This is a genomic window from Arcicella sp. GW822-FHT02H01 (genome assembly GCF_058802005.1).
Map to the genome: position 1 here is coordinate 626,620 of NZ_JBXANT010000001.1, position 14,903 is coordinate 641,522.

16 protein-coding genes are annotated in these 14,903 nt (G+C 35.0%); 10 read left to right on the plus strand and 6 right to left on the minus strand.

Translation table 11 applies throughout. The features are described 5' to 3' along the window. Positions 1-42 precede the first annotated feature (42 nt). Positions 43-948: a universal stress protein gene (locus AC1RNE_RS02725; RefSeq protein ID WP_492799511.1), complete on the plus strand. Its 906-nt coding sequence runs from the start codon at positions 43-45 to the stop codon at positions 946-948. Positions 949-979: 31 nt separating this feature from the next. Beyond that, the gene (locus tag AC1RNE_RS02730) at positions 980-1,534 is read left to right on the plus strand and encodes a hypothetical protein (protein ID WP_492799512.1); all 555 of its coding nucleotides are present in this window, start codon (positions 980-982) and stop codon (positions 1,532-1,534) included. Between the two features lie 10 nt (positions 1,535-1,544). Here the strand turns inward: AC1RNE_RS02730 and AC1RNE_RS02735 are convergent, their stop codons facing one another. Continuing rightward, positions 1,545-2,462 (minus strand): D-2-hydroxyacid dehydrogenase, encoded by a 918-nt coding sequence (locus AC1RNE_RS02735; RefSeq protein ID WP_492799513.1) that lies wholly within the window; start codon positions 2,460-2,462, stop codon positions 1,545-1,547. Positions 2,463-2,893: 431 nt separating this feature from the next. Between AC1RNE_RS02735 and dnaK the strand changes: the two genes are divergently transcribed. The 6 genes from dnaK (at position 2,894) to arr (ending at position 7,727) form a co-directional block, all read left to right on the plus strand. Next, positions 2,894-4,804 (plus strand): molecular chaperone DnaK, encoded by a 1,911-nt coding sequence (gene dnaK, locus AC1RNE_RS02740; protein ID WP_492799514.1) that lies wholly within the window; start codon positions 2,894-2,896, stop codon positions 4,802-4,804. 232 nt (positions 4,805-5,036) lie between these two features. After that, positions 5,037-5,336: a hypothetical protein gene (locus tag AC1RNE_RS02745; RefSeq protein WP_492799515.1), complete on the plus strand. Its 300-nt coding sequence runs from the start codon at positions 5,037-5,039 to the stop codon at positions 5,334-5,336. Between the two features lie 77 nt (positions 5,337-5,413). After that, positions 5,414-5,677: a hypothetical protein gene (locus AC1RNE_RS02750; protein WP_492799516.1), complete on the plus strand. Its 264-nt coding sequence runs from the start codon at positions 5,414-5,416 to the stop codon at positions 5,675-5,677. Positions 5,678-6,218: 541 nt separating this feature from the next. Then, positions 6,219-6,938 (plus strand): DUF3667 domain-containing protein, encoded by a 720-nt coding sequence (locus AC1RNE_RS02755; protein WP_492799517.1) that lies wholly within the window; start codon positions 6,219-6,221, stop codon positions 6,936-6,938. A 17-nt stretch (positions 6,939-6,955) separates the two neighbouring features. After that, the gene (locus AC1RNE_RS02760; RefSeq protein WP_492799518.1) at positions 6,956-7,207 is read left to right on the plus strand and encodes an FUSC family protein; all 252 of its coding nucleotides are present in this window, start codon (positions 6,956-6,958) and stop codon (positions 7,205-7,207) included. Between the two features lie 79 nt (positions 7,208-7,286). Continuing rightward, positions 7,287-7,727, plus strand: a complete 441-nt coding sequence (arr, locus tag AC1RNE_RS02765) for an NAD(+)--rifampin ADP-ribosyltransferase (protein ID WP_492799519.1) — start codon at positions 7,287-7,289, stop codon at positions 7,725-7,727. A gap of 215 nt (positions 7,728-7,942) precedes the next feature. Here the strand turns inward: arr and AC1RNE_RS02770 are convergent, their stop codons facing one another. From AC1RNE_RS02770 to AC1RNE_RS02780, 3 genes are all read right to left on the minus strand, one after another. Next, positions 7,943-8,722 (minus strand): phytanoyl-CoA dioxygenase, encoded by a 780-nt coding sequence (locus tag AC1RNE_RS02770; protein WP_492799520.1) that lies wholly within the window; start codon positions 8,720-8,722, stop codon positions 7,943-7,945. 530 nt (positions 8,723-9,252) lie between these two features. After that, a complete protein-coding gene (locus tag AC1RNE_RS02775; RefSeq protein ID WP_492799521.1) occupies positions 9,253-10,491 on the minus strand; it encodes a hypothetical protein in 1,239 nt (412 codons plus the stop codon). 331 nt (positions 10,492-10,822) lie between these two features. Then, positions 10,823-11,434 (minus strand): porin family protein, encoded by a 612-nt coding sequence (locus AC1RNE_RS02780; protein ID WP_492799522.1) that lies wholly within the window; start codon positions 11,432-11,434, stop codon positions 10,823-10,825. 234 nt (positions 11,435-11,668) lie between these two features. Here AC1RNE_RS02780 and AC1RNE_RS02785 point away from each other — a divergent pair, with 234 nt between their 5' ends. Both AC1RNE_RS02785 and AC1RNE_RS02790 read left to right on the plus strand, forming a co-directional pair. Continuing rightward, entirely contained in the window at positions 11,669-12,181 is a 513-nt protein-coding gene (locus AC1RNE_RS02785) for a hypothetical protein (RefSeq protein WP_492799523.1), read from the plus strand. A gap of 145 nt (positions 12,182-12,326) precedes the next feature. Continuing rightward, entirely contained in the window at positions 12,327-12,761 is a 435-nt protein-coding gene (locus tag AC1RNE_RS02790; protein ID WP_492799524.1) for a KTSC domain-containing protein, read from the plus strand. Between the two features lie 75 nt (positions 12,762-12,836). Here the strand turns inward: AC1RNE_RS02790 and AC1RNE_RS02795 are convergent, their stop codons facing one another. Both AC1RNE_RS02795 and AC1RNE_RS02800 read right to left on the minus strand, forming a co-directional pair. Beyond that, positions 12,837-13,301 (minus strand): hypothetical protein, encoded by a 465-nt coding sequence (locus tag AC1RNE_RS02795; RefSeq protein WP_492799525.1) that lies wholly within the window; start codon positions 13,299-13,301, stop codon positions 12,837-12,839. A 542-nt stretch (positions 13,302-13,843) separates the two neighbouring features. After that, on the minus strand, positions 13,844-14,902 hold the full coding sequence (locus tag AC1RNE_RS02800; protein ID WP_492799526.1) for a class I fructose-bisphosphate aldolase: 1,059 nt from the start codon (positions 14,900-14,902) through the stop codon (positions 13,844-13,846). Position 14,903: the final 1 nt, after the last annotated feature.

Genomic DNA, 14,903 nt, shown 5'->3' on the forward strand with positions numbered 1-14,903 from the left:
CAATTAATGGGTTTATTTTTTCACCACTTATTTTTTTAAATCATGGAGAATCTAACAATCAAAAAAATCCTAGTACCTATTGATTACAGCCAACTATCGTTAAATGCCTTAGATTATGCTGTACACATGAGTCAAGCTTATGAATCGACTATCCATCTACTACACATCATTGATCCTGATACGTATTTAACTATTTCCGAACATGGTGTAGAGCTGGATTTGACCAGAGAGAACGTTATCCAAAGAGAAAACAGAAAATTAGCCAAATTGGCCGAGTCTGTTACAGCAAAACACCCTATCACGGTGATTCCGTTGTGTATTGTGGGGAGTGTGGTAAGCGAGATTATTAAAATCGCTGAATACCATGCTGTAGATATGATTGTAATGGGCACACATGGTATTTCGGGCTTTAAATCGTTTTTTATGGGTACAAATGCTTTTGATGTAAGCAAAAAAGCCTCTTGCCCTGTGCTTACGATACCGAATGAGAAGAAATGGAAGAATTTCGAGAAAGTGTTGTTCCCTGTAAGAACCATCCCTAATGCCTTGCATAAATATGAATTCGCTAGAAAAATTATTTCAAAATATCAGTCTGAACTCATTATTTTAGCTTTACTGGACGACGACACCGCTAAGAAATCTAATTATTTAGACCAAGAGTTGAAGGCCTTGAATGAAAAACTGGTTGAAGATAATATCAAAGGCTATTCTATCTTTACTTATACTGATTCCGTAGCCCATGCGGCCTTGCGAAAATCAGATGAATTAGATATCGATTTGCTGATTATCACTGCCGATTTTAGCTATTCAATTGAAGATTATTTCGTTGGCCCTTTTGCGCAACAGGTGTTGAATCATGCCAAAATTCCAGTGTTGTCTGTCAGACCACAAGAGGAACCTGTGAAAGCTGAAAAAACATTAACTGATGAAACCGTGAGTAGTAGTTAGATTTTTGTAATACCTCTTTGAAAACAATCTCATGCAAGCAACTCAGGACTTTCATCAAAAAGTCATTACAAATTCCCCTCACGGGTACTCTTGGGCTTGGTTTTGGTTTTCCACCACCATAATTGCTTTGGTAAGTACTATCAGCATTTATTACTGGAAAGATTACCAAAACCAAGTAGCTCAGGAGATATTGGTGTTTGATACTAACAAAGACATTAATCAGAAAGAACAGCAAATATTAAAAACGCTTTGTAAGCCCTTGCTTTGGTCTATCCAAACCAATCTGATGAAAAAGGACTTAAAAAGAATTAATGGATTCGTCGGAAATATCGTTCAAATGAATCATTTCTCTAATATCAACATCGTGGATACTGAAGGGAAAATTCTGGTGGCTAGCAATAAAAACAATGAAAACACTTCGGCGTTGGCATTGTATGCCTCGCCATTGTTTGTACAGGATTCCATCGTTGTTTTACAAAAAACTAATAAGATTTGGGTAGTGGCGGCTCCTATCAAAAATATAGAAAGAAGAATTGGGACACTTTTTTTTGATTATTCTCCCAATACTTCTACTAATATTAAGTAACTGTAGTATATCAATAGCCTCGTGCTAGGTTCGCTACATTTACCAAGGCTTCGCCACTTTCAAATCTTGTTAAGTTCTCAATAAAGAACTTAATTTTGTCAATATTTTCATTCGCCCATCCGCCAGAGGTATGCTGGGTTAATAGCACATTGGGCATTTGCCAAAGCAGGTGGTCGTTTGGAAGTGGCTCTGTGGCTGTCACGTCCAACACAGCTCCGTAGAGCTGATTATTCAATAACATTTCTATCAAAGCTTGCTCATCCACTGCCGAACCTCTGCCTACATTTACAAACAAAGCAGTGCATTTTAGTAGGTGCAAACGCTCTTTGTTAAATAAACCAATGGTTTCGGGAGTTTCGGGCAAAGTGGCTACTACAATATCAGTCGTGGGCAAATGTTCTTCTAATTGTGTAATCGTTTTAGAATCCAACACGGTGGTTTTACAATTGAAACCTGTCAGTAAATCTCTTACTTTTAGTCCGATTGCCCCTGCCCCAAGTACTAATACTTTGGCATTATTCAATAGATGTAAGGTAGAGCGCAAAGGCGTCCCGACCCACTTCGTCTGCATTTGCAGTTGGGTTAAATGGTTGACACCACGGTACATCGCCAAAATACCAGCTACCGCCGTTTCTGCTACCGACTGCCCAAAGAAGCCTTTCAGGTTAGTTATTTTAAAGGTATGGCCAGTTAATTGCTGATAAGGGTCTAGTCCCGCAGAATGCAGTTGTAGCCATTTCAAACGAGTTGTTTTCTGAGCCCACGCCAGAGGCACATTGCCAAAACAAATACCAGCACTCAGAAATTCCTCCTCTCTTTTTTCAACGGGAACCTCCTCACCTATGATAATTTTATATTTGTCTGATAATTGCTCTTTGATAAGCAAAGCTTCGTTTTCTTCAAATTTAGTATGAATATATATTTTCATGTTGAATTGATTGTTTTTAAGAAAATCTTGTATGTGGTGGAGGTATCCTCAACTTTTCTATGGAATAGTTTTTTTAAGTTGCTTTACTAAATGTTTTATTTCTAGTAAGGGACTTAAGTCCCTCGCTAGAAATAAAACGTTAAATAATGGTCATTGTGTATGGCTTTGTTATTTTATGGTATTCTGTCAGTTTTTTTTGGAAAAACTGCTAGTATGGCAAATCAAAAAGGGTGTCCTGCCATTATGGCACAAAAAAAGGGTTAAAAAAGTACTGGCATCAAGATTGTTGAAAGTAAGGAAATCTCTATCTGTTTATGTAATGATTGAGTAGCGCAAAACATATTTAGAGTAACAAAAATAGGCAAACATTCTTGTAAGCCTCTTTATAGTAAAAATAAAAATCTTATTCATATACTTAATTAATATTAACAATGGGAAAAATTATCGGTATTGACTTAGGAACAACCAACTCTTGCGTAGCTGTAATGGAAGGTAACGAGCCAGTCGTAATCGCTAACTCAGAAGGTCGTCGCACTACACCTTCAATCGTTGCCTTCTTAGATAATGGTAACGGTGAACGTAAAGTCGGAGACGCTGCCAAACGCCAGGCTATCACTAATCCTAAAAACACAGTTTCTTCTATCAAACGTTTCATGGGTAAACGTTATTCAGAAGTTGGTAGTGAATTAAAAACGATTGCATACACTGTAGAACAAGGTTCAAACGATACTCCACGTGTACGCATCGGTGACCGTTTGTACACACCTCAAGAAATTTCTGCTCAGATTCTGACTAAAATGAAACAAACTGCCGAAGATTATTTAGGGCAGACAGTTACAGAAGCAGTTATTACAGTACCTGCTTATTTTAATGATGCAGAACGTCAGGCTACTAAAGAAGCAGGACAAATTGCAGGTTTAGAAGTTAAACGTATCATCAACGAGCCAACGGCAGCAGCCCTAGCTTACGGTCTTGACAAAGGCGGTAAAGATATGAAAATTGCTGTATTCGACTTAGGTGGTGGTACTTTCGATATATCAGTATTAGAATTAGGTGATGGCGTATTTGAAGTAAAATCTACTGACGGTGATACACACTTAGGTGGTGACGACTTTGACCAAGTAATCATCGAATGGTTAGCAAACGAATTTAAGAACGACGAAGGTGTTGATTTGCGTAAAGATGCAATGGCACTTCAACGTTTGAAAGAAGCAGCTGAAAAAGCTAAAGTAGAATTATCATCTAGTGCATCTACTGAAATCAACTTGCCATATATCTTCCCTGTGGATGGTATGCCTAAACACTTAGTACGTACATTATCACGTGCTAAATTTGAGCAATTGGCAGATTCTTTAATCCAAAGAATGCTTGAGCCATGTAAGCGTGCGATGAAAAACTCAAGCTTTTCAAACGCTGATATCGACGAAGTAATCTTGGTAGGTGGTTCAACACGTATTCCAAGAGTAGTAGAAGAAGTTGAGAAATTCTTCGGTAAAAAACCATCTAAAGGGGTTAACCCAGATGAAGCCGTAGCAATTGGTGCAGCAGTTCAAGGTGGTGTATTGACAGGTGAAGTAAAAGACGTATTATTATTAGACGTTATTCCTTTATCATTAGGTATCGAAACAATGGGTGGCGTTTTCACTAAATTAATCGAAGCCAACACTACGATTCCTACGAAGAAATCTGAAACATTCTCGACAGCTTCAGACAACCAACCTTCAGTAGAATTGAACGTATTGCAAGGTGAGCGTCCGTTAGCTACGCAGAACCGTTCGTTAGGACGTTTCCACTTAGACGGTATTCCACCAGCACCACGTGGCGTTCCACAAGTAGAAGTTACTTTCGACATCGATGCTAATGGTATCCTTCACGTATCTGCAAAAGATAAAGGAACAGGCAAAGAAAGCAATATCCGTATCGAAGCATCAAGCGGTTTGACTGATGCTGAAATCGAAAAAATGCGTCAAGAAGCGAAAGCTAATGAAGCAGAAGATAAAGCTGAACGTGAAAAAATTGAAAAAATCAACCAAGCTGATTCATTGATTTTCCAAACAGAAAAACAATTGAAAGAGTACGGTGATAAATTATCAGCAGGTAATAAATCAGCGATTGAAGGTGCTTTAGGAGAATTAAGAACAGCACACGGTTCACGTGATGTAGCGTCTATCGATTCAGCACTTGAAAAATTGAACAACGCTTGGGCAGCAACTTCGCAAGAAATGTATGCACAAGGTAGCCCAGAGGGAGCACAACCAACAGGAGATGCAGGACAACAAACTGCTGATTCAGGAGCTGGAAACTCATCAGCAGAAGATGTTCCTTTTGAGGAAGTGAAATAAGTAGTAGCTGTGAGATAAAGTAGGTTAGTTTTTTGGATTTACTTTATCTCTAAATCTATTTCAGAGATAATAAATATATTCCCGTTGTGGGAAGTTATACCCTAAGCATACGGCTTTCGGCAACAGATAAAAGTACTATAAAATCTCCTTTTAGGAATTCCTTCAATTTATTGATGGGAGATTTTATAGTACTTTTTATTTTTCAATAATAACAAACATAAATAATTGTAAAATGGTAGATCAAACATATTTTAACAAATGTCAGATTAACGGCACAAAATTTTTCTTAAATAGAAAGCTTAATTTAATACTGGCAGATATTCGTGGTAATTCTTGTTACGTTTATAAATGCATAAGTGAAGATTGTAAATATCAAGCTACCCAATATTGTGATGGGAAAGTTGAAGAGAATTATGATGAAGAGAATTTAGAAATAATAACCCAAAGAGAATTTGAAGATATTTGGAGAAGTACTCCTGAAATAACAGAGATTGATGAAGAACGATACAAATGTCCTTATTGTAAAAGTTAGGAATTTTCGTGTTTTGTGTCCTTGTTGGAGATAACTCCATATCCGTCAGGCTAAGTAAAAAATATTATCTCTGCTGAATGAAAAAACATGATTTCAATGATATAGACTTATCATCAACTTGTTTCAGGGATTTATGTATTTTTTTTGAAGCAGAAAGTATTGAGCAATTAGGCAGGGAAGTGAAATTTATAGAAAGAAGTACATCACGTTTAAGTGCTTGGATGTTTTTACAATTGAATACTTGTTTGGTCAATAATGGTAAAATGGATAGTCTAAATGATTTAGGGACAGAATTATTTTACGCTGTTCGAGATGTTCCGAAGGGTATCTCGAACTATTGATAAAAAGGACTTCTAGTCCGCTAAAAATTACTCTCGCTTAGCATAGTTTTTTACTACGTCAGAGTGTCAGGCGTTCTTAGAAGGCGACTCCTAATCCTCAAGTTGAAAAATTATAAAATGCGTTTCATTTTTGCCATGTTACATTATAATACATTATGACGTAGTAAAAACTACGTCAAACGAGAGTGTAGTATAATTAAAGTATCTCAATCCCGAAGGGATATTATGATTATAGAAAAGATAATTTCCAATACCTACCTAACCCCGAAGGGGTGATACAATTGTAAGAAGAATCTGTCACTCCTTCGGAGTTTATATACTTGACTTTATCTAGGATTGCTATAATCATAACATCCCTTCGGGATTTAATACTAGTTAGTCCGCATATAAGTTGCTAGACTACAATAACCATAGTTTTATAAACCACAGTACAAATCTTTCAATCCTTCATGCGAATTTTCTCCACAAAAGCATTTGTATTTTTATCAACAATATCGTAAGTTGCTATGTACAAATTTTTAAAAACTATCATTAGGTGAGTATGAAGAATGAACATTTAGACTATCCTAGTCAGGCTATCAATACCAACAAACAAGAACCTTTATTGAAAAGAGTTGATAGAAAATATGCCGCAGAGGAGTTTCTTAACCTGATTGGCTATGAGAGAGGTTTTTTGTTTACTGTTCGTGAATTGTTGCTACGACCTAGCAAACTAATTCACCATTATCTCAGTACAGATAGAAATGCTTGTACGAAACCTGTAACTTTTTTGTTTCTATGTTCAGTGATTTATAGCTTGATTACGAGCTACTTAGAGATTGATGTACTCAGTGAAGAACAACTTCAAAAACAATATGGAGCTTCAAGTGTAAATAATGTTATGCTTTGGATTCAGAACAACTATGGATATGCCAATATTTTGATGTTAATATTCATTGTGTTCTGGACAAGGATTTTTTTCAAAAAGTATGCGTACAATATTTATGAAATTGGCGTTTTGCTGTGTTTTATCATGGGTGAAGGTATGTTATGGCTTTCGGTACACCCCATTGTTGGCAAATTTGTTACAAACGCTATTCTTGATACAGTCATTTTTAGTATTATATTGATATATCTGTCTTGGGCTATTGGACAGTTTTTTGGTGGAGGCTTTAAAAATTATTTAAAGGCTTTTTTTGCCTATTTGTTAGGGGTTGGCTCATTTCAAATCCTAGCAATACTAATAGGAATAGCCATTGATTTGATAACTAAAAAAATATAATAACCGAAATCCTACAAATGAAACAAAAAGAACTAACAGAATTAACAGATGAGGAATTATTGCAAGTAGCAAAAAAAATGAAATCAACTGCTATCATTAATGCGCTATTAATTGGATTGCTAATAGGAATTGTATTTTACAGCATTGCGAAAAACGGTTTAGGATTTTTCATATTAATCCCTTTGTTTTTTGCGTATAAACTGGCTAATAACTCCAAATATGACAATAAAGAATTAGACAATCTTTTAAAAGAGCGAAACTTGAAATAAATCCCGACTAACTACTAACACCGTATGGTGGTTATATATTCGTTAATAGTCATTCTAAAACATCCCTCAAAACGCAAAAATGATAGAAATTAAAACAAACATACTTGATAAGACGGAAGTTCTAGACAATGGTCCCTTTTATCACGGAACGAAAGCGGATTTGCAAATTGGCGATTTGCTGACAGCAGGGTTCAGGTCGAATTATAAACCCGAAATCATCATGAATCATATTTATTTTACAGCTTTAGTGAATGGAGCGGGGCTTGCTGCAACCTTAGCCAAAGGTGATGGTTCTGAACGTGTTTATATCGTTGAACCGATGGGCAGTTTTGAAAATGACCCAAATGTTACCGACAAAAAATTCCCTGGCAATCCGACACGCTCCTATCGTAGCCAAGCACCATTAAAAGTCGTTGGTGAAGTAACAGACTGGGTGAGACTAACACCTGAGGAACTCGCACAATGGCGTGAAAGGTTGGCAAACATCGAAGCGAACCCGAATGCAGTGATTATCAATTAACCAAATAATGTTTTTACGCTCTATTCAAGTTACAAGGCTGGATTATTTGAAATCTTAGCAATAATTAATGAAAGTCAGCCGTTCTTTTTAATTAAATAAATGTAGGAAAACGAAGTCCTAATAATATTTGCTAGTTTTTAGCACTTATCAGAGTCTTTAGTATAAATCCAGAGGTCGTCAAATCGCAACCTCTAGACTTAATAAATATTACTTACCTAATCAAACGCTAAACGAATGGCTTGTTCAACGGGGGTATAGCGCATATCTGAACCTGCAATTGTTAATTCATTTCGCAACAATAAAGGAGGTTGAGCCATAAATTTAGGTGTTTTTCCTTGGTGGGCTTGTGCTGAATGCACCAAAAACGGATGGCATAAATAAACTGTACCAGCCTTTCCTACAGCAAAAGCTTCTTCTCTTTTAGGCAATTCATCTAATTTGCCTGCCAGTTCCATAAAAGAAAGCCCTGACTCTCCTTTTTGAGATAACAACTTTGCCACATCGATATGTGACTTTTTGTAAATGATAGTCGGCGCATCGTTTTCGCTGACATCTGAATACAAAACCAACATCAGTAAGGCTCTACCTTTTGATTTGACGTTGACACGCCACTCAAAATAATTGGCTGGGTCGTTACCAGGAAAGCTTGCATCAACGTGTTTACCAGTATCGTTCGGTTGTTTCTCACAGGGGAATCTGACTGGAAATGTGCCTACACTCTGGCAGGGAATCCATTTGTCTACACCAACCAACTGATTAAAAATACTTTGTAATGCTGTGGTATTAACAGAATCTATAAAGGGCTGTTGGGAATACATTCCTAGACGAACTACGGGTTGTGTCCAAGTTTGGGGATTAGAACGTTCAAAAGGGATGCCCTTCCATAAAATATCTACTACTTCTTTCGCAGTTTCTGAAGAAAATGCATTATCAATTCGAATGAAACCTTCTGAAATAAATTGTTCTATTTCATTTTTATTTAATACGGTTGCCATAATATTCTTTTGCTTTAATTTATAATCATTGAACAATAAAAAGCCTAGCACTATCAAATAGTTAGTGCATTGCCTTTGAAACCAAGCGGGAAAAGAATATTAAAGCATTACGGTCATCCTCATACAACAAATATAAAAATAAGCTATAAATCTGAAGCTAAATTTGACAAAATACCCTTGAATTTATTTTTGATGGCATTTTTGTTTTCTATTAAATTGGAATATATTTAGAGAAACTAATCATTTATTTTACAAAAAACACCCTATAGATGTATCAAATCTTCTTAAAAAATCAATTTTTCTACTACTTATTATATTACTGGTAAGTTGTCTTCAAAGGAAATTTAAAAACAGAATGATAGTTTCCTACGACCTAAAACACGAAAGAGCATCTTGCTCACTTGGAAGAAAAACAACTCTACACTATTATGGTGGAAGACGAGCTATTAACTAATAAATGTGAGCGTGACGCTCTTCTTTCATTTGGGGTGCTAGGAAAAAACCTATAAGCAGACGGATACGTTTTCTTGCTATTTGCACATATAAGTATATGCTACAGTACTTTTTGTACCATTTGTGCTGATAGCTTCACTAGTCAAAACATATCCTTTATCATTAAAAGTATATTTGAAATCAGTTTCATAGATTCTTTTACCTGTTTGATCGTAATGGATGCTCTTAGAAGGATGATACTTATTATTATCACTTAAACTTAGATTACCGTAATTGTATAAAAAAACTGTTTTTGTTTTGGCAATATTAGATGTCCAATCTACTATTTCATATACCAAATATTTTGGCGAATTATATTTTGTATTATACACCTTTGACAAATTTCCATTCAAGTATTCTATATCATAGATTAAAAAATAATTATACTTTTCTCCCGTTAAACCATCATATAAATAAGAGCTTGTTTTGGTGTTGCTTCCATTAATATCATATTCTTCTAAGTCAATAAATACTGGATATTTATCTTCTGGAGGTAAGGAAAATGATTCTCTTCTATTTATTCTTCCATTCTTGTCACAAAAGATTCTTTCAGCAATTACGCCGTTGCTAAACTTTGTAATATACGGTTTAACATCAGAACCTAGGTTAGATTTCTCCTCTTCATATGTGTAATTTGATATAATTTCATTACCAAACGTTCGACTATAGCTTTTTGTGGTTATAGCTATCACTTTGTTTTCATCATTATAAAAATATTCAGACGTTATTTCAAAGTTTTCATCTTTAGAAGTATAAGTCTTTACCAAACAATCAGGTGTACCATTGGTACTTAATATTTCTTTTAATGATTTATAATTGGACGTTCTATTATACTTCGTAATTTTATTACCTGACAGGCTTGCATTAAAATCATCAATGATGGATTTTATCCCTATTTCACCTTCTGTGATGTCTAATTGTCCATCTTTTAAGCTAATATTTACAGTAAATGTCTTCGTATTTTTTGTAATAGTTAACGTATTACCTGACACTTTATAGGTAATACTAATTCCATCCTGTGTACCAGTACCATTTTCGTTGAAAACCCAAGTGAGTGTTTTTTTGATTTTCTGACTTGCTCCCTTATTACTTACTTCTAAGTCATATTTTAAGTCTTGGGTTTGACTTCCAACAGTAGCTGTACCTGTGGCACTTTGGAATCGCCATGTACCAACGATATTCAGTTCGGGTTCGGGTACTAAATTACTATTAGTAGAACAAGAGATGGTAATAAATAATAAAACAATTAAAGCAATTTGTGTAAATTTTGTGTACATAAAGGTCTTTTAAAATTGGTGGTCTTTTAAATAGTGTTTAAAATTAATCTTATAAATTTATAAATCCCAATTATCTTAATTTAAACAATATTATCATAAACACGCGATTAATTGAACGTATGCTATTTGGCAATTTGATTTTTGTCTCCACTCCTTTTAGGAATCCTCTACAAATTAATATTGATAGCATGACTTTAAGTATACCATCAGTTACGAAACAATATTTAACACTGAATCTTGATCAAACAATTTATCACTCCCTAAAAAACAAAAATCCCCATTTTACACAATAAGAGTAAAATGGGGATTTTTGTTATATCGTTTTAAACAATTAGAGATTTCCGATTGGGAAACTTACTCCTACATTTACACCAAAACTTCTGTTCATGCTGTTAGTAGTAGTTGATTTTGTAGCATCTGTTAGACCCAGTCCATAACGAGCATCTACATTCAACCAAATTTGGTCTGATAGTGCATAATTAAATCCGCCACCTAAGGTTACCCCGAAATCGGCACTCGAATAATACTTTCCGTCAGGATTCAAATCATTGCCATCTTGATTTTTGGCACTTAATAAAAAATCAACATGTGGCCCTGCAAATAACTTTGGTCTAAATGAACCTGCTGTATTATCCCCAGGGAAATAGTACGTAAATAAAACTGGAACTTGTAGATAGTTTAGATTAATTGAAGCTGTCGAGTTTTTCAGTTTTGCTCCCATTTCATTATATAATACTTGAACGCCTACGCCAAACCAATTTTTACTGCTATAGTTAAAAAATGCTCCTGCAGTGAGTCCTGTTTTTGTAGAGGTAGTATTATTGGTTGAAGATAAATTAGAGAAATTTACCCCAGCCATTGGTCCAAAAGATAAATTTTGAGCTTTCGATAAGCTAGTAACTAATAAGATAGCTACAACGAATAAACTTGTTTTCTTGTTCATAACTTTAAAAGGGAATAATTGAATGATAATTAATTACGCTTAAGGGTGTCAAAATACTATTCCATTGCTGGTTTATAGCTGATTTGGCTATGATTGGTTATGAATAAAGGGGTGAGACTCACAGAAATTCCCCAAAATTCCCCGTTTATTTCCACACAATACAAATGTTTTCAAAAGAGTGTATTATATTGTTGATGTTTATTTTCCAATTCGTACCTCATAATTCAAACACTGATGAAAAATATATTTATCTTCTCTTTAATGTTATTATCCATAAAGACTTTTGCACAAAATGGATATATTTTTAAAGCTAATGATGTAGAAATCACCTTACCTAAAAAGCCTGTAATAGATACAACGGTTCGAATGGAAGACACAAAAGTGAGGTTAATAATTTCTAAAGATTCATTATCAAACTATTACGTGTCTTTTACCGAAAAAATGACTGGTAATATATTAGATGCTTCTGATGAAAAAAGTATTCACGAATTTTATGATGGCTTCATAGATTCTCAAAAACAAAAAAACAGGGCTGAAACGATTTCAAAGAAAGCATTTATGCTAAACAACTTTCATGTAGTAGAGTATTATATGAAAGGTTTTGTTGGACAAAAAGAGATTTTCATTAGGTCATGGATTACAGTAAAAAATCAAAGGGTTATTTTATGTCAACATTTATATGCTACTCTTAATGACCTGTACTTAAAACCAAAAAGTGAAGCCTTTTTTCAATCTCTAATATTATAATATATTTATTATCATTTGATAATGTATTCAGCAGAAAATCAATTGACTATAAAAAATTAAATATTAATCCGTAATTTTGCACCCGAATAAAATAATAGAAGCATTAACAGGTGTTTAATGTCGTTATTCACATTTTGATAAATTCATGAAAAAGATCAATTCTTATAGAACATTATTTGGTGCAACAAAAACAACTGAGCTTTCCGAATTAAAAAAAACATATAGAAATCTAATAAAAGAGTGGCATCCTGATAAAATTCAAGATAACGAGGACCTACAGGCACAAGCCGCGGTGAAGAGTAAGGTAATCATAGAAGCCTATAATCTTTTGGTAGGTATTGCCCCAGAAACACATTTGGCTAATGCAGAAGAGTATACTCGTATCACGACGACTTCTATCATTGAAGATTTTGATTATAAAGATGAAACATTAAAAATCATCTTTCAAGATAATGTAGTATATGAATATTTCGGTGTGCCTAAAAATACTTATGTGAAGCTTGTTAATGCTCCATCATTACCAAGATTTGCCAAAAGACATATCTTTCATTCTTTTACTTATAGAAATGTGAGTAAGTAGAGGGATTCCTTTTCTATTAGCTGGTGACTTAAGTCACTTGCTAATAGAAAAAGTTATCATTTAATAGTAGGTCTGCTACATCATCCTAGCCTTTATATGCTCAGTTTCAGCATTAGATATGGCATCTTGAAACTTCACTGCATGGGCTTTTATAACCCCAATATTATATTTTTCTTTTTCCAGTTCCTTCACCATCGCTAAATAATAGCCGTTTGCTGCTTTATTATATTGTTTAACAGCCAAACAGGCAGAACTTTTCGCATCTATTTTGCCTATGTATTTTTCTACTAAAGCAAAAAACTCCTCTGCCTTTTTCAAATTTTTTCCTGCATTTTGTACGTGTTCCAACAACTCGGCTTTGGTCAGAGACTCTGCCAGCTGTACAGACGAAATTTGTTCTAAAGCTATCGTATAATGTTCTGATACTTGCTTAGAGTCTTTTTCTTCTAGCTCTGTTTGTGTTTGAGCAAACAAACTTATTGAGCATGATGCTAATATTGTCCAAAAAGCAAATGCGAATAATTGTTTTGAGATTTTCATGATTGTGTCAATTACATTTTACAAATAAAGTATCTCGTTATATTCAAATTTTTATTCCCTTTCTCTTAGCTGGTGACTTAAGTTCTATCGATTACCCATAAGCAAATAAATAACTGATAATCAAAGAATTTATCCCTAGCGAGGGACTTATTAGCTTTCATGAAATAACCGTTCCTTTGTATTTTGGTTAATGTTTTTACAAATTGTTCCAAGAAAGTTATCTGGGTTCAACAATCCTACATATTTTCGGAGGTCATCATGATTTTGATGTGTAGTCAACAAAGGCTAAAAGAACGATTATTTCATGAATCTTAATAAGTCCCTCGCTAGGGATAAGAGCTTCACGTAGTCAGGCTATGGCTTGAGGCGACCAAAGCTCAGTTTGAAAGACGATTTAAGCCTATTTGAACCAATTTTATCAATAATTACATCTTCATTTCAACTTTTTTAAAAGATGTGGATAATGGTTAGGACATAAGTCACCAGCTAAGAGAAAATTATTTTGAGGATTATCTTACCAAAATAAAAACTTAATGACCATCCTACGCCAAGCCAATTTCTTTGGCTAAATACACATCTTGCACAGCATGCAAAAGTTCTACGCCTTCAGTAAATGTCCGCTGAAAGGCCTTTCGCCCTAAAATCATCCCCATCCCTCCTGCTCTTTTATTAATAATAGCATTCTTGATAGAATCTACTAAATCAGAAGCTCCTTTAGATTCCCCTCCTGAATTAATCAACCCAATTCTACCCATATAACAATTGGCTACCTGATAGCGACAAAGGTCTATCGGATGCTTTGTTGTCAACGCTGAATACATCAAAGGGTCGCTTTTTGAAAAGTCAATCGCAGTAAAACCGCCATTCGTATCAGGTATTTTTTGTTTGATAATATCTGCCTGAATCGTTACGCCTATATGATTGGCCTGTCCCGTAATATCCGCGGCTGTTTCATAATTAATACCTTCTTTTTTAAAGCCATTATTACGGGTATAACACCACAAAATAGTGGGCATTCCTAAGCTATGAGCCTCCTCAAAGGCTTCAGACACTTCAATAATCTGTCTGCTTGACTCCTCTGAGCCAAAATAAATGGTAGCTCCAATGGCCGTAGCCCCTAAGTTCCAAGCTTCCCGAACCGACCCAAACATGATTTGATTATACTTGGTAGGGTACGTCAGTAATTCATTATGGTTTATCTTTACAATAAAGGGTATCTTATGGGCGTATTTTCGAGCAACCAATGCCAGATTCCCAAAAGTGGTAGCCACTGCATTGGAAGACCCTTCCATCGCTAATTCCAGGATATTTTCTGGATTAAAATAAATTGGATTTTTGGCAAACGAACCTCCAGCTGTGTGTTCGATGTCTTGGTCAATCGGTAAAATAGAGACATATCCCGTACCTGCCAAGCGACCGTGGTTAAAAATAGTAGCAAGGTTGCGTAATACCTGTGGGCTACGATTGCTCTCTACTAAAACCTGACTTATATAGTCGGGTGAAGGGCGGTATAAGAGTTCCTTTGAAAAAGTAGTACATTCATGCTGTAGCAACTTATCAGCATCATCTCCTAATAGTTCAACAATCTTCTTGAAGTCCATA